General features: G+C 47.4%; 28 protein-coding genes. 9 read left to right on the top strand and 19 right to left on the bottom strand.

Annotated elements, in window-relative coordinates; genetic code table 11:
* Positions 1–34 precede the first annotated feature (34 nt).
* Positions 35–892 carry a GPO family capsid scaffolding protein gene (locus AQ981_RS06615; protein ID WP_058910966.1) on the bottom strand — a complete coding sequence of 286 codons (858 nt, stop codon included), beginning with the start codon at positions 890–892 and terminating at the stop codon, positions 35–37.
* A 160-nt stretch (positions 893–1,052) separates the two neighbouring features.
* On the opposite strand from AQ981_RS06615, the gene AQ981_RS06610 reads away from it, so the two are divergent.
* Entirely contained in the window at positions 1,053–2,819 is a 1,767-nt protein-coding gene (locus AQ981_RS06610; RefSeq protein WP_058910965.1) for a terminase ATPase subunit family protein, read from the top strand.
* Positions 2,819–3,844 (top strand): phage portal protein, encoded by a 1,026-nt coding sequence (locus AQ981_RS06605; RefSeq protein ID WP_058910964.1) that lies wholly within the window; start codon positions 2,819–2,821, stop codon positions 3,842–3,844. The genes AQ981_RS06610 and AQ981_RS06605 overlap by 1 nt, the downstream gene beginning before the upstream one ends.
* Positions 3,845–4,233: 389 nt before the next feature.
* On the opposite strand, the gene AQ981_RS28020 is transcribed toward AQ981_RS06605, so the two are convergent.
* Positions 4,234–4,467, bottom strand: a complete 234-nt coding sequence (locus AQ981_RS28020) for a hypothetical protein (protein ID WP_071608827.1) — start codon at positions 4,465–4,467, stop codon at positions 4,234–4,236.
* Between the two features lie 254 nt (positions 4,468–4,721).
* Between AQ981_RS28020 and AQ981_RS06595 the strand changes: the two genes are divergently transcribed.
* Both AQ981_RS06595 and AQ981_RS06590 read left to right on the top strand, forming a co-directional pair.
* A complete protein-coding gene (locus AQ981_RS06595; protein ID WP_058910962.1) occupies positions 4,722–5,156 on the top strand; it encodes a hypothetical protein in 435 nt (144 codons plus the stop codon).
* 72 nt (positions 5,157–5,228) lie between these two features.
* On the top strand, positions 5,229–6,773 hold the full coding sequence (locus tag AQ981_RS06590) for an RNA-directed DNA polymerase (RefSeq protein WP_058910961.1): 1,545 nt from the start codon (positions 5,229–5,231) through the stop codon (positions 6,771–6,773).
* A 45-nt stretch (positions 6,774–6,818) separates the two neighbouring features.
* Here the strand turns inward: AQ981_RS06590 and AQ981_RS06585 are convergent, their stop codons facing one another.
* From AQ981_RS06585 to AQ981_RS06545, 10 genes are all read right to left on the bottom strand, one after another.
* Positions 6,819–7,259 carry a DinI-like family protein gene (locus AQ981_RS06585; protein WP_058910960.1) on the bottom strand — a complete coding sequence of 147 codons (441 nt, stop codon included), beginning with the start codon at positions 7,257–7,259 and terminating at the stop codon, positions 6,819–6,821.
* A gap of 114 nt (positions 7,260–7,373) precedes the next feature.
* On the bottom strand, positions 7,374–9,611 hold the full coding sequence (locus AQ981_RS06580) for a replication endonuclease (protein ID WP_249226278.1): 2,238 nt from the start codon (positions 9,609–9,611) through the stop codon (positions 7,374–7,376).
* Positions 9,604–10,578 carry a phosphoadenosine phosphosulfate reductase family protein gene (locus AQ981_RS06575; protein ID WP_058910958.1) on the bottom strand — a complete coding sequence of 325 codons (975 nt, stop codon included), beginning with the start codon at positions 10,576–10,578 and terminating at the stop codon, positions 9,604–9,606. Before AQ981_RS06575 ends, AQ981_RS06580 begins: the two co-directional genes overlap by 8 nt.
* Positions 10,571–10,849, bottom strand: coding sequence for a DUF5405 family protein (locus AQ981_RS06570; RefSeq protein ID WP_058910957.1), 279 nt, complete (start codon positions 10,847–10,849; stop codon positions 10,571–10,573). The genes AQ981_RS06575 and AQ981_RS06570 overlap by 8 nt, the downstream gene beginning before the upstream one ends.
* Positions 10,850–11,071, bottom strand: a complete 222-nt coding sequence (locus AQ981_RS06565; protein WP_058910956.1) for a TraR/DksA family transcriptional regulator — start codon at positions 11,069–11,071, stop codon at positions 10,850–10,852. It lies immediately after the preceding gene.
* On the bottom strand, positions 11,071–11,298 hold the full coding sequence (locus AQ981_RS06560; RefSeq protein WP_058910955.1) for a DUF2732 domain-containing protein: 228 nt from the start codon (positions 11,296–11,298) through the stop codon (positions 11,071–11,073). The genes AQ981_RS06565 and AQ981_RS06560 overlap by 1 nt, the downstream gene beginning before the upstream one ends.
* Before the next feature lie 67 nt (positions 11,299–11,365).
* A complete protein-coding gene (locus AQ981_RS06555) occupies positions 11,366–11,704 on the bottom strand; it encodes a DUF5347 domain-containing protein (protein WP_058910954.1) in 339 nt (112 codons plus the stop codon).
* Complete coding sequence (locus AQ981_RS25770) at positions 11,668–11,868, bottom strand: phage filamentation protein Fil family protein (protein ID WP_000920169.1); 201 nt, start codon at positions 11,866–11,868, stop codon at positions 11,668–11,670. The genes AQ981_RS06555 and AQ981_RS25770 overlap by 37 nt, the downstream gene beginning before the upstream one ends.
* 7 nt (positions 11,869–11,875) lie before the next feature.
* Positions 11,876–12,385 (bottom strand): phage regulatory CII family protein, encoded by a 510-nt coding sequence (locus tag AQ981_RS06550; protein WP_058910953.1) that lies wholly within the window; start codon positions 12,383–12,385, stop codon positions 11,876–11,878.
* Positions 12,386–12,415: 30 nt separating this feature from the next.
* Positions 12,416–12,679: a hypothetical protein gene (locus tag AQ981_RS06545; RefSeq protein WP_001630878.1), complete on the bottom strand. Its 264-nt coding sequence runs from the start codon at positions 12,677–12,679 to the stop codon at positions 12,416–12,418.
* A 129-nt stretch (positions 12,680–12,808) separates the two neighbouring features.
* Between AQ981_RS06545 and AQ981_RS06540 the strand changes: the two genes are divergently transcribed.
* From AQ981_RS06540 to AQ981_RS06525, 4 genes are read left to right on the top strand one after another with little or no spacing between them, the layout of a single operon-like run.
* Complete coding sequence (locus tag AQ981_RS06540; RefSeq protein WP_058910952.1) at positions 12,809–13,387, top strand: phage repressor protein CI; 579 nt, start codon at positions 12,809–12,811, stop codon at positions 13,385–13,387.
* A gap of 29 nt (positions 13,388–13,416) precedes the next feature.
* Positions 13,417–13,959 carry a WYL domain-containing protein gene (locus AQ981_RS06535; protein ID WP_154675909.1) on the top strand — a complete coding sequence of 181 codons (543 nt, stop codon included), beginning with the start codon at positions 13,417–13,419 and terminating at the stop codon, positions 13,957–13,959.
* Between the two features lie 9 nt (positions 13,960–13,968).
* Positions 13,969–14,979, top strand: coding sequence for a phage integrase (locus AQ981_RS06530; protein WP_058910950.1), 1,011 nt, complete (start codon positions 13,969–13,971; stop codon positions 14,977–14,979).
* The gene (locus AQ981_RS06525) at positions 14,976–15,866 is read left to right on the top strand and encodes a hypothetical protein (RefSeq protein ID WP_058910949.1); all 891 of its coding nucleotides are present in this window, start codon (positions 14,976–14,978) and stop codon (positions 15,864–15,866) included. The genes AQ981_RS06530 and AQ981_RS06525 overlap by 4 nt, the downstream gene beginning before the upstream one ends.
* Here AQ981_RS06525 and AQ981_RS27580 read toward each other — a convergent pair.
* The 4 genes from AQ981_RS27580 to AQ981_RS28495 all read right to left on the bottom strand — a co-directional run bounded on the left by AQ981_RS27580 (position 15,845) and on the right by AQ981_RS28495 (position 17,648).
* Positions 15,845–16,285, bottom strand: a complete 441-nt coding sequence (locus AQ981_RS27580) for a hypothetical protein (protein WP_154675908.1) — start codon at positions 16,283–16,285, stop codon at positions 15,845–15,847. The two genes, AQ981_RS06525 and AQ981_RS27580, sit on opposite strands and share 22 nt — an antisense overlap.
* A gap of 153 nt (positions 16,286–16,438) precedes the next feature.
* Positions 16,439–16,687, bottom strand: coding sequence for a hypothetical protein (locus tag AQ981_RS27575; protein WP_154675907.1), 249 nt, complete (start codon positions 16,685–16,687; stop codon positions 16,439–16,441).
* Positions 16,688–17,006: 319 nt separating this feature from the next.
* On the bottom strand, positions 17,007–17,315 hold the full coding sequence (locus tag AQ981_RS06520) for a hypothetical protein (protein ID WP_154675906.1): 309 nt from the start codon (positions 17,313–17,315) through the stop codon (positions 17,007–17,009).
* 243 nt (positions 17,316–17,558) lie between these two features.
* Positions 17,559–17,648, bottom strand: coding sequence for a FitA-like ribbon-helix-helix domain-containing protein (locus AQ981_RS28495; protein ID WP_420809743.1), 90 nt, complete (start codon positions 17,646–17,648; stop codon positions 17,559–17,561).
* Positions 17,649–18,668: 1,020 nt separating this feature from the next.
* On the opposite strand from AQ981_RS28495, the gene AQ981_RS06515 reads away from it, so the two are divergent.
* Positions 18,669–19,256 carry a helix-turn-helix domain-containing protein gene (locus AQ981_RS06515; RefSeq protein WP_058910947.1) on the top strand — a complete coding sequence of 196 codons (588 nt, stop codon included), beginning with the start codon at positions 18,669–18,671 and terminating at the stop codon, positions 19,254–19,256.
* Positions 19,257–19,380: 124 nt separating this feature from the next.
* Here AQ981_RS06515 and AQ981_RS06510 read toward each other — a convergent pair whose 3' ends face one another.
* From AQ981_RS06510 to AQ981_RS27570, 3 genes are read right to left on the bottom strand one after another with little or no spacing between them, the layout of a single operon-like run.
* Positions 19,381–20,535, bottom strand: coding sequence for a mandelate racemase/muconate lactonizing enzyme family protein (locus tag AQ981_RS06510; protein ID WP_058910946.1), 1,155 nt, complete (start codon positions 20,533–20,535; stop codon positions 19,381–19,383).
* Positions 20,532–21,893, bottom strand: coding sequence for an MFS transporter (locus AQ981_RS06505; RefSeq protein ID WP_058910945.1), 1,362 nt, complete (start codon positions 21,891–21,893; stop codon positions 20,532–20,534). Before AQ981_RS06505 ends, AQ981_RS06510 begins: the two co-directional genes overlap by 4 nt.
* Positions 21,878–22,024, bottom strand: a complete 147-nt coding sequence (locus AQ981_RS27570; protein WP_154675905.1) for a hypothetical protein — start codon at positions 22,022–22,024, stop codon at positions 21,878–21,880. The genes AQ981_RS06505 and AQ981_RS27570 overlap by 16 nt, the downstream gene beginning before the upstream one ends.
* Between the last annotated feature and the right edge of the window lie 78 nt (positions 22,025–22,102).

Raw genomic sequence — 22,102 nt, 5'->3', positions numbered from 1 at the left:
TAAAAATCGTGCTTAACCCCCGGTAATACCGGGTTTAACAGTCGGTGAGACTGGTGTCCGCGTTATCCCCGCCGGTACTGACCGGACGGCGCGGCTGGCGGAAGCTTTCCGTTTTATCCAGAGTGGTTTTCAGGGTGGAGAAATCCTGCTCGGTTTTACTGATACGGCCTGTCACGTCCTGGTTTAATCCGGCGAATGCCTGCTCCAGTGCAGTGATACGCTGGTCACTGGCGCCAAGACTGTCCTGTACATGCTCACCCACCGCCGTCACCGCCTCATGAATGTCCGCGAAACGGGCATCGTCAGACGCCTGTTTACGGCTAAAAATGGCTTTGACCTTGTCAGTCAGGGCAGTGAGTACAGTCTCTGGCTGGTCTTCGAATTCCAGCGCCGCCAGGGTGGCGACAGAGAACAGATCGTCAGGGTGAGCCTTACGGCCCGCCAGGGGGTTTTGTCTGGCACGGGCGCAGAATTCCAGATATTCCGTGCCGAGGCTGGCCGGGTCATCAGTTACCGCGAGACCCACCAGATAGCACTTGCCGGAATTGGCGAAATTGGGACGGATTTCCATGGAGGTGTAAACTTTCTGGCCTGCCGCTACCATGCTGACCAGCTCATCAAGCGGGGCCATTTTTGCATACAGCGCCCATTTACCGTTAAGCGCGGAATCGTCGCTGATTTGCTCAGCTTTCAGATCCACCACATCGCCATAACGTTTAAAGACACTGTCCGGCAGGATGCCGCGCAGATGTTCGAGATTAATCCGGCAGCCGAAGACACGCGGGTCGAAGGTTTCCCCCATTTCCTGAATATCAGTGCCGCTGATAACACGACCGTCACAGGTGTCACCCTCAACACCAATGCGGAACCATTTGGAGATTTTTTTTGCCATCGTCAGGAGTCCTGATTAGTGATTAGTCGCGGTTAGTTTCCTGACTGACAGCGGGCGGGGCCATCGGTTACAGATGGCTTACTCCTGACACAACAGCGCCTTAGCGATTCATTTCCGGCGATTCCTTAGCCTTGCCTCGTATCCACACCGCGAGGCAGAAATGATCACGACAGACACCAGCCTTTTACACGACCCACGACGACAGGCGGCGCTGCTTTTCTGGCAGGGGTTTTCTGTACGCCAGATTTCCGAAATGTTGCAGGTAAAGCGCCCCACAGTGCAGAGCTGGAAACAGCGCGACGAATGGGACGCCGTTACCCCGATTGACCGCGTGGAAAAAAGCCTCGAAGCGCGGCTGATTCAGCTCATCGTGAAGACGAAAAAAGACGGCGGGGATTATAAGGAGATTGACCTTTTGGGCCGTCAGATTGAGCGGCTGGCGCGGGTCAACCGCTACAGCCAGACCGGCAACGAGGCCGATCTCAACCCGAAGGTGGCAAACCGCAACAAGGGAGAACGGAAGCAGCCGAAAAAGAACTTTTTCAGCGACGAGGCGATCGCCCGGCTGGAAGAGATATTCATTGAAAATTGCTTTGATTATCAGCTCGGCTGGTATGAGGCAGGACTGGCGCATCGTATCCGCGACATCCTGAAATCGCGCCAGATTGGCGCAACGTTCTATTTTGCCCGCGAAGCCCTGTTACGGGCACTGAAGACGGGCAATAACCAGATTTTCCTGTCTGCCAGTAAAACCCAGGCATACGTTTTCCGGGAATACATTATCCAGTTTGCCCGCCTGGTGGATGTTGACCTGTCCGGCGACCCGATTATCCTCGGTAACAACGGCGCAAAACTGATTTTCCTCGGCACCAATTCAAACACCGCGCAGAGCCATAACGGCGACCTGTATGTCGATGAAATATTCTGGATCCCCAACTTTCAGAAACTGCGAAAAGTGGCGTCCGGTATGGCGTCACAGAAGCACCTGCGCACCACTTATTTTTCCACCCCGTCCACCCTGGCGCATGGCGCCTATGCCTTCTGGTCCGGTGAGCTGTTCAACCGTGGGCGTGATGATCCGGCGGAACGGGTGGAAATCGACCTCAGTCACGCCGCGCTGTCCGGCGGCGTACTGTGCGGTGATGGCCAGTGGCGACAGATTGTCACCATTGAGGACGCCCTGGCGGGAGGCTGTACCCTGTTTGACCTCGACACCCTGCGTAAGGAAAACAGCGCCGACGATTTCCGCAATCTGTTTATGTGTGAGTTCGTTGACGACAAAGCGTCCGTATTCCCGTTTGAGGAGCTACAGCGCTGCATGGTAGACAGCCTGGAAGAGTGGGAGGACTACAGCCCGTTCGCCGATCGCCCGTTCGGGTATCGACCGGTCTGGATTGGCTACGACCCGTCACACACCGGCGACAGTGCCGGATGCGTGGTACTGGCGCCGCCGGTGGTTCCGGGCGGTAAATTCCGTATTCTGGAGCGTCATCAGTTCAAGGGGATGGACTTCGCCACCCAGGCCGAAACCATCCGCCGTCTTACCGAAAAATACCACGTTGAATATATCGGCATTGATGCCACCGGCATCGGCCAGGGCGTTTATCAGCTTGTTCGCGCGTTCTGGCCTGCCGCACGCGGTATTCGCTATTCACCGGAAATGAAAACGGAAATGGTGCTGAAGGCAAAAGACACCATTAATCGCGGGCGCCTGGAATATGACGTCGGTGCCACCGATATCACTCAGTCATTTATGGCCATCCGCAAAACCATGACCAGCAGCGGGCGCAGTTCCACCTATGAGGCCAGCCGCAGCGAGGAAGCCAGCCACGCCGATCTCGCCTGGGCCACCATGCACGCCCTGTTAAATGAACCCCTTACCGTCGGTAACGGGTCCGCACCGTCATCCATTCTGGAGTTTAATTAATGGCAAAGCGAAAATATCACCAGAAAACCCGCACGACTGTCACCACGGCAGAGCCACAGCGCATGGAGGCGTTTACCTTTGGTGAACCGGTACCGGTGCTCGACCGGCGAGAAATTCTGGATTATGTGGAATGTGTCAGCAATGGCCGCTGGTATGAACCGCCGGTCAGTTTTTCCGGTCTGGCGAAAAGCCTGCGCGCCGCCGTCCACCACAGCTCACCGATTTACGTTAAACGTAATATTCTCGTCAGTACGCTGAAGCCGCACCCGCTGTTATCCCGGCAGGACTTCAGCCGTTATGCGCTGGATTATCTGGTATTCGGTAATGCTTTTCTGGAAAAGCGCATCAGCCATACGGGCCTCCCGGTCCGGCTGGAGACATCCCTCGCCAAATATACCCGACGTGGCGTGGAGGATGACGTCTACTGGTTTATTCAGTCATACGACAGGCCGCACCAGTTCGCGCCCGGTTCTGTCTTTCATCAGCTTGAACCCGACATCAATCAGGAGCTGTACGGGATGCCGGAATACCTGAGCGCGCTTAATTCAGCCTGGCTCAATGAGTCGGCGACGCTGTTCCGGCGCAAATATTACCAGAACGGGGCGCACGCCGGTTACATCATGTATGTGACCGACGCAGCACAGAGCAGTACGGATGTTGAAGCCCTGCGTAAGGCGATGCGTGACTCAAAAGGCCTGGGAAATTTTAAAAATCTGTTTTTCTACGCGCCCAACGGAAAACCGGACGGCATAAAAATTGTTCCCCTCAGTGAAGTGGCAACGAAGGACGATTTTTTTAATATCAAGAAAGTCAGTGCTACTGACCTGCTTGACGCTCACCGTATCCCGTTCCAGCTAATGGGCGGCAAGCCAGAGAACGTCGGGTCCATTGGCGACGTGGAAAAGGTTGCAAAGGTATTTGTCCGCAACGAGCTAACCCCGTTACAAAACCGGTTCAGGGAGATTAACGACTGGATAGGCGAGGAGGTCGTCCGGTTCGATGAGTACAGCCTCGACGACGTATAATAACAGCCGCCCGCGGGCGGCTTTTTATTGCCTTTCTCACGCCCTCAACGTCCTACAGAGTCCCTGTCCCGATACAGCCACATAACCCCCCCCCGAGAAATTAAATCGCCCAGCGAGCCGCTCAGCTCGCCAGAGAAAAATAAATAACCACGCTGGCGCGCAGTGCTATCCCCGCCTCGCCTGCCCGCTTTATGGGTCGGAATTAGTGCAGTTGCAACAGGTCATCAGATCCGCATCAGCTCTGGCGGTGATCGTCAAAAGTAGTGGGTAAGCACGCATGCAGAATGATGCACTTAATGCATGCACGACTATAAAACGGAAAAATCTCGGGAAAATGGCATAAAAAAACCGGCATTCAAGATGACGGTTCAGCGTGGATAAACATAGGTCTATGGTCGGCTCGGCGGGGATTTTGGCATATTTGGTGCGCTAATCTCACTCGTTTTTGGGTGACTGATGCTGTAGAGCTTAGAGTAATTATCTTTCACTATCTCAGCACACCCAACCAGCTCTTCAGGACTAAGGTTCTCGTTGAGCATTATCTGTTGAAGGCGATTAACTACAGCCATCAGCTTAACGCTGTGGGTTTTATGCTTTGGGGTATCAAATGGCACATGATGCATATTGTCTCCTAGAATCGATAGATCACCAAAATCTTGAGATAACACATTGATAAAGATCCTTTTATTTTTGCATTCTTATGTGATTTAGTAGGTCTTTAATGACTAGCCCGAGCTCAGTACTGCTCGTATGCTCGACCAGCTTGTCGGTATAGGTGTCGACCTCGCGTGAACTAAGGTCATTGTTCTGGGCAAGACAGGTAACGTGTTTCGACCAACACTTTACCCACTCACCCTCACTAGAAACGGAAATTTGCATGCCTAATAACCTCGATTTATTTAACCAGCAGACAGCGGAAATCTTTGGGGTACTATGGGAAAACTTTCCAGTCCCACAGGTCATCACCTACGAAAAATTTAACGCTGCATTACCCGATGACTACTTTAACCAACTTAACTCACCGGAAATGAAAGCATTAAATCAATTGCGTAGTGTGGTTGAAGGTACATTCACTTTTCTTGGTGAAAATGGATATATCCAATATGAAACAGACCATCAAACATATTTTCGAAATGTGCGCCTAACCGAAAAATCGCTCGCAGTGCTCAACAAAAAGCCCGAGGCACTGGGAGGGAATGAAACTATGGGTGATAAGATTGTCAGTGCGGTGAGGGATGGTACCCCTGGTGTCATTGCTGGAGCAGTAACAAATTTGCTAACCCTAGGTATGAACCTAGTGACGTCAGTATAATAACCAATTTACTTCTAACACAGATTTAAATTAAATGAATGTTAAAACCAACAGCATATGGAAAGAAGAACAATGAAAAAAATTCATCAGATGGCAAGCGCCAACGCTCTTAAATACTTCCTCCGCAATGACTCTTATACAACTCTCGAAATCCCGAACTACATAAATTTTTCACCACTACTCAACAAAATTAATTCAGCAATAGATAATAATGAAATTTCTTTTGCTCCCGACGCCAAATTGTTAATGGGGAAAAACATAAACCATGAAATACTTGTTAGTAAGGATGGATTATACAGCTGGAGAAGAATAACACTCATTAACCCATTGTACTATGTTTATTTCTGTAAATTGATAACTGAAAAAGAGAATTGGAAAAAGATAAGGGCGAAATTCAAAGAATTTGAGTCAAATGAAATATTTCTATGCTCAAGCATTCCTGCCCAACAGAAAAATGAATCTAACATAGCATCTTCCATCATAAATTGGTGGGAAGATTTTGAACAAAAAAGCCTGGCTCTTTCGCTTGAGTATGAGTTTATGTTTAGTACGGACATAGCTAATTTTTACCCATCTATATACACTCATAGCTTTGAATGGGTGTTCATTCCAAAAGAAGATGCAAAAAATAAAATTAACGGTGACAACCCTGGTCAATTGATAGATAAGCATATTCAAATGATGATGAGTAATCAAACGAATGGCATCCCTTTAGGTAGTACGCTGATGGATACATTTGCTGAACTCATATTAGGTCAAATTGATCTTCAATTGAGGATTGAAACCACTAAATTGAATATATCTGAATATAAGGTTGTTAGATATCGGGATGATTACCGTATTTTCTCAAATAGCAAGGATGATTTGGATAAAATATCTAAATGTCTTGTTACGGTATTGGCGGGGTTTGGTTTAGATCTGAACTCTAAAAAAACCGAGTTACATGATGATATAATATTCAACTCACTTAAACCGGTTAAAAAAGACTACATTAAGGAAGCGCGAGTAGACTCCTTGCAAAAAATGCTATATGTCATTTATCTTTTCTCCCTCAAGCATCCTAATTCAAAAACAACCGTTAGATATTTGAATGATTTTTTAAGAAAATTATTCCGTAGAAAAAAAATTGTTAACAGTGGCAATCAACTTGAAGCTATGCTGGGCATAACTTCAGGCATCATGTCAAAAAACCCAACGACATATCCTGTTTGCACAGCCATATTCTCTAAAATACTCAGTTTCTTATATGATGATGATGAAAGTAAGTTCATTAAACTAGATCAACTTCATCAAAAATTAAGCAATCAACCAAATACTGAAATGTTAGATATTTGGTTCCAGCGAGTTCAAGGGAAAATTAACCCCGAATGGGCTGGAACTTATCATTCTTCCCTTTGCCTTCGAGTAGATAGTGAGTTTAGGAAAAAGAAAACATTCCCGATAGATAACTTATGGGACATGGACTGGATTCCGGGAAAAAGCACAAACAAAAATAAGGCCAAGATACTATCTATACTGAAGAAAACTAATATTGTTGACTTTGATATTCTTGATGAGATGGATGTGGATATCACCCCCGAAGAGGTCAATATATTCGTTAAGGAACATAGTGCATAATAACAGACGAGCCATGTTAATTTAAAACATGGCTCTCTATATCTTTTATCTCCAGCTTTCGTCTTCCCAAACTTCCTGGAGAATACCATCTAACGCCTCTCGGTCTGATTCCTGTTCAAACCCCACTAACTCAACACCAGTCATTGTTCCTTTTTTAACCGTAATGCGTGTTGTTGGAAAAATTGACTGTACTCTCTTAGTTAGTTCGTTCTGAAAAGCATCAATCACCTGCTGCCCTACTTTTTGTTCTTTATCTAACGTGATGTTTACTCTCACTTCGCCCCCTTCTTTTAATCGTTTTTCAACAGGAGCGGGGGCGAAAACGACAGAAAAAGAGTTGTTTTTCATCAAGTTCCCTCTCGCAATTTCCGCAATTAAATTCAAAGCAATTTCACGATCTCTTTCCTGACACACTCCCTCGGTCGTCAGACGCGCAATCATTTCGACCCGTTCAATCATGACTTGCTCGTTTAACTCTCTATCCACACAACCTCCAACTCGGGATACTGTATAAACATACAGTATCACGTATCAACAAAAGGATGGAAGAAAAAATTGTCGCAACCATAATTTGTATGTAACTGATAAGGATGAACTTAGTTATGCTTTTATCTTATAGACATCAGTTAACCCCGCGACTCGATTCAGGATTTGTCTTGCATGCTCCCTGCACGTTCTCGCCTTTACCAGGTGTGATGGCGTAGCCGGGAAAATTTCACCGGCAACAGAACCACGACACCATTTCCCATTTATGCAGCTTTTGCCACCGGCCATTAGGTGCAAGGCCTCACCCCGGCTAATAGTTTCGCCGGTCATAAGCTGAATCTCGTCTATTGTTCTGTCAATTGCAGCGCTTTGTTTATCCGTTCCGTGGACAAACTCCCGCATTGAAACCCGTTCCTTACCCCTGAGCCGGGTTGTTAACTTCCACCTTTGACTTCGACTCAACGGTTTGGATAAATCGAGGCCCAGGGGAACACTTCCACTTCCCGTACAGTTATTGACAGAACTCCAAGAGGGCGCAGGAGCGCCCTTAACGTCAACGGCCAAATCAACGGCACGCTTCGGCACAATTTTCCACTGCGTTAGCCGGGTTAAAATCGGGGTGTCAGCGCCGACGGCGGAATCGTATACGCCACGAATACAGAGAGTTTCCTCGCCATACTGGTTAAACTCGGCGCGCGGTTCATACAGCGTGCGCACCTGCAAATCATCGCGACGGACAAACGGGCCACCCTGCGCATTAACGTAACCAGCCCAGTCACCGGCGTCGGCGGCATCATGGACGGCGGCAAACTCAACGCTTAGACCGTGCGCGGTCTCGCTATCAGCGAGGCGACGCAATTCACGGTAGACCGTCACCGGCGCACCGCCGATAAACTGGAATTGACGGATGTGCCAGCGAGCCGCCCATGCTGATACGGCAGGAGCTGTATCTTTCAGCAGCTCACCGCTTTCGTCATCGGTTTCACCATCGAGAGCATAGCCGTCGATATTTTTTGAAATGTATTTAGCAACATAGCCGGTAGCGCTGCCCTTTTCCGGATCAATGGCCTCAGCATGAAAGCGCGCTTTTTTGGCTTTATCGCTTCTCAGTTCGTGGCGGTCTTCATCCCACGCATAATCACGGATGATTAGGCGCACGCGCTCGACGTCTTCCGGCAACATGAACATAAGCATGTGCCAATGCGGCGTTCCGTCGTGATGAGGCTCGGCAACACGTATGCCGAAAATGCGAATTTCTTCCCGATGCAGCTTGGCCCGAATGCGCGCCCAAAGACCGGTGAGATAACCTTGCGTATCCGACGGGCTGGCTCCATTCCATTTGCTGTTACGGTATCCCGCTTTGGTCGTGGCGTGATATTTAGACGGTGCAGTCAGGGTGTAAAACTCCCCGACGTATCCGAGTTCATTACAGATATTTTCAAACCCACGGATACGCGTCATCAGCTCGCAGCGACGTATCGCAGGGTTAGCGACCGAACCATCATATTTTTCAATCAGGCTGATGCGGTTGCCGTCTTCGTCTTCCAGATCCAGCCCCTTGAGAAATTCACGCGTGCGACGCTTCTGCTCGCGCCAGTCGATGACGCAGTTTTTACTCGCGTAGGCATGCTTTTTCTTGCTGACGTTGCCAACGGCAATGTGCAGGTGTTCGCGCCATGCAGCAGCAATGCGACGCAAACGGCCACGCCACCAAACCTCATTAAACATGCGGGTGATGGCTGGGGCAATTTCATCCTCACCGACATATTTCTTTGTCACCCGCTCCCAATGCGGCGGGTTAACGTCGAATTGCAGGGAAATAATACCGGCGCGCATGTACCACGTGTACAGCGTTTTAAGCTCGCTAAATCCGGTGTCATCAATGTCGGCCAGTTCAGCGCGAATGAAATTAGCGATATCAGCGGCCAGCAGGTCAATATCGGCGCGCGACATATCGGGGAGGCGGTTATATCTGGCGACCATATTGACCATGCGTGACGCCAGATATTGCATAAGCTGGGTATCAAAATGACCACCAAAAACAGCGGCTGATACGTTGCTTTTGATACCCGCACACTCATATTTTTTTACGACCAGTTCAAGACGCGGCAATGCCTTTTTACAAAAGCTGATTAAAAAGGCATTGGCTCGTTGACTGCCCTGATTTTGCTCCAGCACCGCCGCGGTGCGATAAACGTCAAAGCGCACGCACTCGGGCTGGAGAGAAAGCACTTTTCTCGCATGCAGCAAAGCCGCGAACATACGGTCGCGGCGATGCTGTTGGTCATAGGTAAGATATGGGCTGGCTATTGCCGACCGTGGAGTATTCCACGGATAAGCGTACTCAATCATTACTTGCCTCAACATCAGGCAAATATTTGACATTGATTAAATCCAGAGCACGCCCCATTCCCATTCTGTCAATAACAATCGAGTGCTGACGCGGATGAGAAATGGCCATGCGTTGAAAACGATTCATTCCCTTTTCAAGATGTACGCCAAACCCGCAAAACATGCAGCCAGTTCTTTTTTCGGCAGGTACACGACATCCATTGATTTCCCTGTCGAAATAAACTTCACATATTTCTACACCGCGCGTGTTTATATATTCCCATACATCACTTTCAAGCCAGAACAGCATAGGGGCGCAGTTAGGTCGCTTACCTTCGTAAACGTTGCACTGAGTACGCATTTCGCGCGCACCTCCTTCATCAGCCATGATGGCACTAATACCGTGACGGCCAGATTCTTTGGCATATGTATCAAGAGGCTCTTTTTTGAGGAAGTCACAGCACAAATCTGTAATACGCGGTGCCTGATCATTAACATACACCCTCCATTTTTCAGGTATCTTCCAGCTTTTAGCTATTTCTCCTTTTGAATTAATTCCAGTATCGTAAAGACGATGCATATTAGTGTTCTTTCCATTATCCCCCTCTTGCAAAACACGAATCATCTTGGCTACTTTTTTACTGCCAATAGGAAGACCATATTTTTTCCAAACTTCATTAAAGGCAACTTTTGGTTTAACCTGAATAACACTCGAATCAGTGCTGGCCTGCTTACGCACGAAATCAACAACTTCTGGCATTTCCAACCCAGTATTGCTGAATACGAATGGCATTTTTAGCTCCATGCTCATAACAATATGGCGTAGTACCGTACTGTCTTTGCCACCAGAGAATGAGCAGTAAACCTCACCGTCAAAATGATTGTAAAAGTCCTTTATACGACGCATAGTTATCTCAATTTTATCTTCTAAGCTCAAAGACTGACGCTGCAATATTTTTTGCTTATCGAGCAAGTTGGATTTACTCATTGTTACACCCTCGAAAAGACACAGCGCACAGTTCACCGATACGAGTTATTTCATCAGCAATGGAATTAAGTGAATTCATTTCTGAACCATGAATATGGTGATGAATCAGACCAGAAATAAGCTGATTAATTTTGGGGTAATAGCCGATAGTGTCGAGCCATTCCTCACCAGCTTTATTACCGGTCTTAACGACTTTCTTTTCATTCAGGATAAATTGATATTGGTCGCAGGTAATAACCCATTTGTCACCGACTTCGATGCGGATAGCCATTTATACACTCCTGTAATGCTTGGATTTGAGCTCGGTTATTTGCTGGCAGGTCACGCAAAAGGCCACACCCGGAATCGCAATACGGCGAGCTTCCGGGATTGGTGCGTCACATTCTTCGCAGAGGAAACGAGATTGCGCAGCGATACGGCTGCGCGCGTTGCTGATGTGGCGTTCGCGGTCTTCCTGCTCGCGCTGTTGTACTAAATCCATTGCGTCGGCCATTAGTGCAGCTCCTGTGATTCGTTCTCAAAGCGATTAGCTTCACGGCGCAGCAGTTCGGCGGCTTCGGTACCGCTCATACCCTTTTGGGTGATATGGATCGCTAGCGCCTCAAGGCGGATTGAAACTGCGAGAGCGCGGTCTTTGCGCTCTTCTTTTTTTGCATCGGTCAGCAATACGGCCAGCGCAACGCTATCGGTGTTAAAAGTATGGGTTTCGGTATTACGCATAATTGATTCTCCTGTTTTCGGGCAATAAGAAGCCCGGCGGGTTTACGCCATTAAATTTCTGTTTGGATTAATTCGGCATTGTTAGCCGTTTGGGAAATAAGCTCACTACTGCGCGAAAATGGTTCATCGCTGTAATAAGCGCCTTTTTCTCGTCAGTAGTCAGCTCACTTAATTCGAGCTCATGACGAGCCGCCGGTATTTTTGCCAGAAAGAAGATAGCGGCCAGCGCCCGATTATTTTCTTCAAATTGTGGATCACGTTTATCGCGCATATCATCGACAAAACGCTCGACCCCTTTCCAGCTATCTCCCCAATATCTCGCGCGCAATTCAGCTACATGATTGAGACCGGCCAGACGTTCGCCCGCTTTCAGCGAAACAGTCGCGGAAACAGCTTCGATAGCCATGATTCCCCCTGCTTTTGAGTAGAGAGGCCAGCCAGTAAATCAGCCTGTGAGCGGCTCGGGTGCCAGCGCTTGCCGTCCTTACCTGCGATCCAGCCGTGGCCGTAGTGCATGCCGGGGCTTTGCTTGACGAGCAGAGACGCGAATGATGGTTCACTTTTCAGCATACGCACCTCAAATCAGACCGAATGACGCGCCAATACCGCTCATGGTATCGACCACGCTCGTCATAGCGGGATTAGTCTGCAGACGCGCATGCAGCGCCAGCGCCGACAACGACAACATGCGAATGCCAGCGTTAACGCTTTCAATCATGTTGTGCTTACGGACAGAGGTCAGACGTTCATCAGATACCGTACCGCTTGCCAGTTCGCCGAGTTCACGCATTGCGCGCATGACATAAGACTGCAATTTGTCTTTAGCCAGCTCATTAACCGGTACGCATGGCAGGCAATGAATCTGCGCCAGAAAACCATCAACGAGGGTTGAGTCTTCTGTCAGGTCAGTCAGTAGCCACAATTCAGGCGGCGTAAACTGGTGAGGCTGTTCCGGGTTGAGCTTGTTACGTAACGTTTGAACGTTCATACCCGCACGCTCGGCCAGCTTCGCCATGTTGTGACGCTGCGCAAAAGCCCGGCACGCTTCGTCATAGTGGGGATGTTTGGAAACCTGAAAATCAAACATGTTGCATCCCTCCAATTCACATAAAGTGAATTAAGCACCGATGACGAGTTGAAAACGGGAATGACCCAACGCCTTACGCAACTGCTCTTCTTTCCATCGTGCGTAATAAATGCGAATCGGGCCACCTGCTTTCTTGCAGCCTTTACGGATGGTGCGGGGTTCGATTGGTACACAAGGGTTGTCGCCGGTTGTCCAGCGATAAGCGGTGCGTTCAGAAACACCCTCAAGCTCTGCAAATTGTTGCAGAGTAACGATAGGTGCAGGCACTTTGATGATTGCGATTTCAGAAGCCATATTGCATGATTCCCCATTGGTAAACATTTTCCATTGATAGCCGAAGTTTTGCCAACGTTTGCCATCAATGAACTTCACAATTGAGGACTCTATTCAACAAATGAGTAGCTGTCAACATGGAAATCACAAATGAAGATTAGAGACTACACATTTGAGGCTGTATCTATACTGGATCGCATATGCGAGATTTATGGTTTTCGCCAGAAAATTCAGTTAGCAGACCATTTTGAAATTTCCGCAAGCTCTCTTTCAAACCGCTATACACGCGGCACTATCTCATATGATTTTGCGGCTATATGCGCGCTTGAAACTGGTGCCAGCCTAAAATGGTTACTGACGGGAGAGGGAGAGCAGTACAGCGAAAATGCAATTAACTCCAACGTAAAAGAAATCCCATCATTCACTTTAAGTGAAGAAAGATTAACTGAAGACTCCCCTTTGAGTATTGACCTTAAGTTAATCAACAAGCCGGAATCTGATTGCTACGTAGTTCGTGCTGATGGAAAACTTCACTTCATAGATAGAGACTCAACTCTCTCCGATGGCTTGTGGTTAGTTAACATTGATGATGCGATAAGCATTCGAGAGCTAACCAAACTCCCCGGCAAGAAACTCCATGTAGCAGGTGGCAAAGTTCCTTTTGAGTGCGGGATAGATGAGATTAAGGCTCTTGGTCGAGTAATCGGGTTTTATAGCGATGCAAGCTAATCGCTTTTAATGTTATTAATAAGGAAATTATGATGGATACTATAATTCCATTTTTGCTATTAGGCTTGTCGGTTTTCTCAATGGTTATTTACTTGAAATCACCTGAAAAACTGATTATGCGTGCGGTTAAAGGAATTACAGCTTTTATCTTCCCGATTGGAGCTTTAGGCGCATTTTTGAGTGGTGATTATGCAACAGCGTTAACAATTCCCGTTATTGTCTTTCTCATTACGATTCGTCGTATGAATATAAACAAAAAAGATGCGTTTCCATCAGTTGCAACTGAACAAAATACTCATGTGAATAAGTCAAAGCCATTCTATGGCAATCACAACACAAAGGATTGGTTCAAAAATATTTCCTTCAGATACACGGATTCTAACGGCAATTCATCTTATAGAGAGGTTGACATAAAAGAAATTAACGAACAAAGCATGACAGGCTATTGTCACTCACGCAGACAACTACGAACATTCCGATTAGACCGAATTGATAATAGCGAAATTGTAATCCGCGACACCGGCGAATTAATCAATGTTTATGACTGGATTGTCCAGCTATATGAGGAATGAGGTTAACTAATGACCGTGCGTAAAAATCCTGCTGGCGGCTGGATTTGCGAGCTCTATCCAAACGGTGCAAAAGGCAAACGTATCAGAAAGAAATTCGCCACCAAAGGCGAGGCGCTGGCGTTTGAACAGTACACCATTCAAAACCCGTGGCAGGAAGAAAAGGAAGACAGGCGCACGCTAAAAGAGCTGGTTGATTCATGGTATAGCGCTCATGGTATTACACTGAAAGACGGCTTGAAACGCCAGTTAGCCATGCACCATGCTTTTGAGTGTATGGGCGAACCACTCGCACGCGATTTCGATGCGCAGATGTTTTCCCGCTACCGAGAAAAACGGTTAAAAGGTGAGTATGCCCGTTCAAACAGAGTGAAAGAGGTATCGCCTCGCACGCTTAATCTTGAGCTGGCCTACTTCCGGGCAGTGTTCAATGAGCTAAACCGCCTCGGAGAATGGAAGGGTGAAAACCCACTGAAAAATATGCGCCCATTCCGCACAGAAGAAATGGAAATGGCCTGGCTAACTCACGACCAAATTTCGCAACTGCTCGGAGAGTGTAAACGGCATGATCACCCTGATTTAGAAACCGTGGTAAGAATCTGTCTCGCCACTGGCGCACGGTGGTCTGAGGCCGAGAGTCTGAGAAAAAGCCAGCTTGCGAAATACAAAATCACATACACCAACACAAAAGGCAGAAAAAACCGCACCGTTCCAATTAGCAAAGAGCTCTATGAGTCCTTGCCTGATGATAAAAAAGGCCGGTTGTTTAGTGATTGTTATGGCGCGTTCCGGTCAGCTCTGGAAAGAACAGGTATCGAACTACCGGCAGGACAGCTTACCCACGTTTTGCGCCATACCTTCGCCAGCCACTTTATGATGAATGGTGGTAATATTTTGGTCTTGCAGCGCGTACTCGGCCATACCGACATAAAAATGACTATGCGATATGCGCACTTTGCCCCTGACCATCTAGAAGATGCTGTAAAACTCAACCCGTTGCAAAGTAATGAAAATCCATCATGAAAAAAGAATGCCCTATATGCAGCTCCTTATCTGAACTAAGTAAGCACGCCCATGAAGTCTATTATTTTTCATCTTTCTTCATAGGTAGTGCCGACATTAAAATACGAGCGATTAGTGAATGGATAAGATTATCATCAATGCTTGAAAATGTTGAAATATCCCCTTGGAAGCATGACCGCCAGTCTATATTCATGTGTGAACCAGCTGTTGAAGCATTGGACTCTGAGGGAAAGCATTACAGCCTATATGCCACTGAATTAACGAGATTTTTCTACACCATCAATGCACTTGAAGAAACCTACCGTTTTGTTTCACAATATTACAACGAAAGACTTAACAAACGGTTCAAAAATGACATCAGAGATGAAAGCGTTAAAGCTATAATATTATTTGAAAGCATGGAAAAATTACACATCCCTAAGCACATGCCACATATTAATGATAACTTAAGAATTTCCTTCGAAAAATATTGCAGTACATACAATAAAAACTTAAACAACAGCTTTAAATATGAAATACACCATAAATGCTATGGTTTAAATTTAGTTAGAAATCTTCGAAATCACTTAGCTCACGGAGTAATCCCAATAAACATAAACCCTAACTACAACTCAACTTTCGAGCAGTGGCTGGATCTCTATCATTTAATCAGGAAGGCAACCCGGGTTTCACTTCTTTATATACAGGCATTTTTATCGAAATACGGAAGCATCTTCGATACGGAGATATATCTTGACAGCATAGGATACTATAACTGGAGAGAAGAAAATTATGCAGATTCCTACACCCAAGGAGATCAGGAAAACGAATCTCCTGATGTTACAGACATTATTTCTCAGCTTCATCTTGATGACTGCTTCGGGTATTACAAGTTTTCCAATTTTTGAGAAGCCGTAGAGTGGTGGCAAAAATGAGGAACAATGGGTAATCGCTGAAATGGAGGAGAACGGGCTAACCTTCTCGAAGCTTTGAGTAGTTGGATTGTAGTAACGGAAAACAATGCATCACAAATCGAGAAATTTTGGGGTGCATTTTTTTTCGCGATGACAAAAACTCTAACAAGCCCTTGATAAGGAAGAAGAAAAATATAGTTTTGTATCTCTATCTTTCCAACGTTTACCTTTGGATCGCTAAGAGATCGACCAACGATAACGCTCATCGCATAATCAAGATAACTTCTTTCTAGATCATCTTCGCCAGCATCAAAGCCTAAAGCATCAGCCGCATGCGATAGCACCTCATGGATTCGATCAATGTTGATCGCTTCCAGGTTACCATTTCGCTTTGTGACTAGTAATTGCTTCAATGCTTTTCCTCGTTACATTTACCCTAACGTTCCAGAAGAGCTACTCCTCTTCAACGGAAGCTAAAATGGAGGGGATTCCTCCGTTTTAAGTGGTTTTTATGCTTCAGAAATCGTAGAAGATAGGGACGAATTTCTCATAAGCCCTCCATTATTCTAAAAAAATCGTTTAAAAACCAATGACAGCAACTTCAAAACTACGCCTATTTTCTCCACAAGCGCTGGAAGGTGTTCTAACCAACCTAAGTCCCGCATAGATCTGTACATTGAAAAAGCACATGAAATAAATTGAAAAACTTTCAATGCCTTACATGAAAATTTACTTTTTGCAACAGTTCGACTACGACGAGAAACTTGAACGCTTTTAGCGTAGGTTTTATGTTTTCTCTTAAGCTTCTTTTTCATATCCATTCCTTAGGGATTTAAGGGATATGAGGAAGCCACCTTGCCACTTTCAAACAAGCCAGTGCGGGTATACTCACGGCTTAATTCAAAATGTATGGCCATAGCTTCGTTGAAGCAATACCTCAAACAGTAAAGAAATGAAATGGCGATAAAGTGGCGGTAGAAATGGCGAATAATAGGTAATCATTGGCAAACAATGGCAATCTATGTCAATGATAAATAACGCAAACTATTGATTTTCGGTTGTTCCGGTAGGAACTCATAATCGCTTGGTCCCCCGTTCAAGCCGGGGAGGGGCCACCAGAATTCGATAGAAATATCAAAAAGTTAAGTCACCCTTTGAGGTGACTTTTTTGCTTTTTATATCAGGAGTGGCGATAAGTTTCATACCGTGCATGTTAAGGACTGCGGCGTTGATGTTCACCCTGAACCACTGCTTGTCCAGGTGTCGCCATAGCAGGCGCAGTAAAGCCTGTCCTGATAAAACCGTAAAGAGATAATGCCCCTGGAGTTCCTGCATAACGCAGGCGGCAACCGCCTCCACCAGGTCTTTACTCGTTCCTGTAACAAGCGCGACGTCCTGAAAGATTATCCGGCGCAACCAGCGATATTGAATCATCTGCGACAATTGGCTTGTATCCTGTGCATCCAGCTATACCAGCATCTAAGAATCAGGCCGCGACTGCATCACTTCGGAAATAATATTGGTGCCGAGAATAATCATTATTCAATGTCGCCCGCACGAGGCTCTCGAAGCTGATCAGGTCGGGAAATGTCCAGATCGACACCGCCAATGCTTCTGAAGCGCTGGTTAATTCGGCTCCCTGGTCCCCTTTATGGTTGCGGCGCCTGTAACGCCTTGCTCAGGATGTTATGCCATCGAGTTGCCATGACAAGCCGCTGCAATTCGCAGACTCGCTTTCAGTTCATCATCCAGGTTACAAATCGTAATCGTTGCCATAAGTACCTCTCTTAATTTCATTGCTATCCTTGATAGCATCGTTGAGCGATAACTCTCTGTTCACCTTGAATAGAAAGTGGTAAGTGCCCCAGCTCCTGAATATCGCGCCAACAGGCATATTCGGCCAGACTCACTGCCCTTTATTGCCGACATCGGCCCCACAGCCATTTAAGAAAATTCTCCCAACGGATTACCGCCTGGTAGTTTATTACGCACCATCTAAAGAGAAAGCCATCGCATCTGTTTGTAGCCATCCTCTCTTTCTGGTTTTTAGCAAACATAAACCATTCATAAACAGAACAAAAAACCAATAAAATTCAGATAAATTACAAAAACAACGTCATAGCACTCGATAAGTAAGCTCACCAACTAAAATTAATCAGGAAAATTCCCTTTTAAAAATACCCATAAAAATCAACCTGTTGATTTTAAATCATTTTTTAATATACCCATCTTAAAAAAACCCAGGATAATTCCCTAAAGACTGGAAACGTACTTTGAATGTCTATACCACCACGCAGGCAACCGAAGCATTCTATTTTTTCAGATGCATATTGATATACATCAAAAAAAATCATATTCAGAACATCAATCTGCTATTTCAGCCACATCAGAAGAAAAATCAAACCATGCCGAAAAAATAGTTTTTAATTAGCAACCGAGTCGGATTTTATTGATCTTTTTTCCTGTCGCAATGACACAGCATTAGCGAAAAATCCTATTACTCATTTTACCTGATTTACAGATAGTATTGGAGTTAACTAAGAATAATCTGTCTTTCTATGTGCCGACATTACAACAAGAGCATTCTCCGGGAGCCTCATACCGGAAGCGCACGACTACCAGCACAATATGCTACTGGTATTAATGACAGTGATGCCCTGAACATGAATCAAGAATGTTCATAACTGAATCGTTAATTAAAAATCGATCATAAAACAATACTACAAACAATAAACACTGAAGTCCGACTGTAACATTTGCTATCTAACCTGACCTGGTATAATACGAGAAAATATTATGTTTTTTTATCTGGTTTCTGATGATTATTATTTTTCACGGGGAATCTTTCACCTGTTAGCCTCACGCGGGGTCAAAATCTCCTGCCATACAGCGAATGAGAGGGAATACGACGAGCTTTTGCCACGACTGGGCTCAGACGACATCCTTATCGTAGCCATTAACTCACCAGAACAGCTCTATCGATTCCTGGATGCCCGACGTGGCATATCAGACAATGTTAACTACCTGCACGTCATGGATATCAAAAAGCTCGCCATTGCTAAAAAGAATAAAATTTCATTTATTCCAAAAAATATAACAGCCGAGGAATTACTAAAAAGGCTGAGTCTCACTTATACTCCGCGGAGAATAATGCTTTCAACCCGGGAACAATTTATCCTCGATAACATTATGAAGGGTAAAGATGTTGAATCAATTGCCCGACTATTAAACAGATCGGTGACCGCCATTTATGCCGGACGCAATCGCATTATCAATAATATGGGGTTGAACTCAACCAGTCTGGTGGCGTTGCAGTTATGCCAGGATATCTCCAGACTGAATGCTCTGGCAGACCAGAAACGATGCAAAACGCTGTCAAAATAAATGACCGCATTTAAAAATCACATCCCCTTAATTACTCACCAGTAAAAGCCCCTGAAAGCCGCACTCGTCAGTAATAAAGTACATTCTGCCGCAGCGGCATTTCACCGCCGCTGCGACACCTGGTTTAATGATGCCAGGGCTGCGCGTGCTGGCGGAAGAAATCCTGATTAATCGCGAAACCCAGACCCGGCTTGTCGGGCAGCGACAGCCAACCCTTTTTATGTTCCAACGGCTCCTCAACCAGCGCGGTACGGAAGGGGTGCGCAGAGGTGTCGTACTCAAACAGCGGCTGGCCGGCAAACAGCGCATAGTTGGTTAACGGCGTGGCGGCTACCATACATACCGAAGCATACTGACCAATCGCGGTACCCCAGACGTGTGGATTCACCTGTACGCCGCCGGCCATCGCCAGCACATTAATATGGCGCAGCGCGGTAAACCCACCGGCCAGGCAGATATCCGGCTGGGCGATATCAATCGCCTGGGCATTAATGAAATCCCGGAAACCATAGAGCGTAAATTCAGCCTCTCCGCCGGCAATCGGAATATCCAGCGCCTCCCTGACCCGCCGATAGCCGTTGAGATCTTCAGGCACCACCGGCTCTTCGAGCCACAGCGGGTTCATATCCGCCAGCGCCCGGCCAAGGCGGATGGCTTCATTAGCGCCATAGCCATGATTGACATCCACCATCAGCCCGGTATCACGGCCTACGGCGCCACGCACGGCGTTCATCACCTGAATATCATCCTGCAGGCCAAATCCCAGCTTCACTTTCATGATCGAGAAGCCCGCTTCCCGGTGTCTGAGGGCTTCTTCGGCCATCTCCTGTGCCTGACCCTGTCCTCCCGGCCGGAAAAATCCGGTAGCATAGCACTGAATTTGTTCGCGGAATGCGCCGCCCAGCAGTTTCCAGACCGGTAAACCCGCGGCTTTACCGCAGATATCCCACAGGGCGATATCCACGGCGCTGATCGCGCCGATGACCACGCCTTTACGCCCGTAGTCCCGGGTGCGCACATACATCTCCTGCCACAGTACTTCGGTGTCGCGCGGGTCTTTGCCTAACAGCAGCGGTTTCAGGGCGCTTTCAATCACCGCGGCGCCAATATGCGGCGGCTGGAGCCCGACGCTGAATGTTTCCCCCCATCCCTCCAGGCCATCATCCGTGCGGATACGCACCACCACCGTCGAGCGTCCTTTTACCCATCCCTGTGAATATGCAAAAGGCTGAGTCAGAGAACTTTGCAGAATAAACGAATCAACATGCGTTATTTTCATTTCCGGAACTCCTGTAAGGGTTGGCCAGGCTGCGGCTCAGCACTCTGGCTGGAAATAATCGGGCGGCGTACCAGGTTCAGGTAGATCAAAGCCCCAATAACCGAGACCACCGCGGAAATAAGAAACACCAGGGTAAAAGATTGGGTACTGTCGACAATAATCCCGGCCACCAGCGGCGAAATCGTCGCCCCGAGGAACCCACCAAAGTTTTGCACCGCCGCCACGGAGGCTACCGTTGAAGGCGCGGTCACTTCGGCAGGAATGGACCAGGCATGGGCGACGACGGCGCCGTTGAAACCGAGCGCCAGCGCCATCAGCAATACGGCGACGGTCAGGCCGATCCCCTGGCCGAACATACCGTTAAACGGCAACAACGCCATCACCACCGCCTGCAATAACAGAGCGCCGATAATGGTCGCCTTTTTCGCTTTCATGGTGGTCCAGCCCGGGCGTTCAGAGAGTTTTCCGGAAATCACACCGCTGGCGAGATCGCCTATAATCGCCCCAATCCACGGCACGCTGACAATCAGCCCGAGCGATTCAAATTTAATGCCAAACTGTTTGATAATAAAAAGCGGGATAAACACCAGGAATATCTGGTAAACCCACATATTGCAGAAGAATCCCGCCATCATGCCCCACATACTCTGGCGTTTAAACATCGCCGCCCAGGGCGTGTGTTTTTTTTCATGAACCGGAACGCCATCCTGGCGAATATAATCGCGCTCTTCGTCAGTCAGGCGCGGACATTTATCCACATCGCGGAAAAAAGCCATAAAAATAATGGCGGCAATTATTCCCACTCCGCCGGCCAGGAAATACATCATGCGCCAGCCATAGGTCGCGACGATCCACACCAGCAGAAAGGTGAAAAACGCCGGCCCGACTTTTAACGCCGCATCCCAACTGGCATTGGCAATACCCTGCTCTTTTTTCGGAAACCACTGGGTGACAATTTTATTGGTCGCCGGCAGTGAAGGCGCTTCCGCCAGCCCCAGCCAGACGCGGGCCAGAATTAACGCCGTCAGGGTGTAGGAGAACCCCATCGCCGCGGTGGCCAGACTCCAGACAATCACCGAAACCCCCAATAAAACCCGGGGGCCGAAACGGTCGACAAACCAGCCGGAAGGCAGTTGCCCAAAGGCATACGACAGCGCGAACGCACTCCCCAGCAGGCCGATATCGGTGGTGGAAATGCCCAGTTCAGACTGCATCGCCGGCGCGCTGATGGATAGCGTGAGACGATCGATATTGTTCACCAGCGCCAGCAGGCACAGCAGACTGAGCACCATCCAGCGCTGGCGTCCCTGCGGTTTCGGGAGCAGGCTGACTCCAGAATATTTTACCCCTGCAGACATAAGCGTGCTCCTTTAAGTAACGAGTAAACCAGTTGACCAGATGAAAAACCGTTATATTTTCCTGCCATACCAATAAACAAAAGAGGCTGATATCCAGGTTTTATTTCTTTGGGTACAGATTTTTCTTTCATACCAGACATCCTGTGATGGCCGTACGCAGATAACAGAAAGCACAGGCTCTGTTATTTATCCACGGCGGCCAGGGTTAT

Origin of the sequence: Entomohabitans teleogrylli (genome assembly GCF_001484765.1) — a bacterium.
Lineage (GTDB): Bacteria > Pseudomonadota > Gammaproteobacteria > Enterobacterales > Enterobacteriaceae > Entomohabitans > Entomohabitans teleogrylli.
Note: the sequence above shows the minus strand (reverse complement) of the source record. Positions and strands in the feature narration are given on the sequence as shown.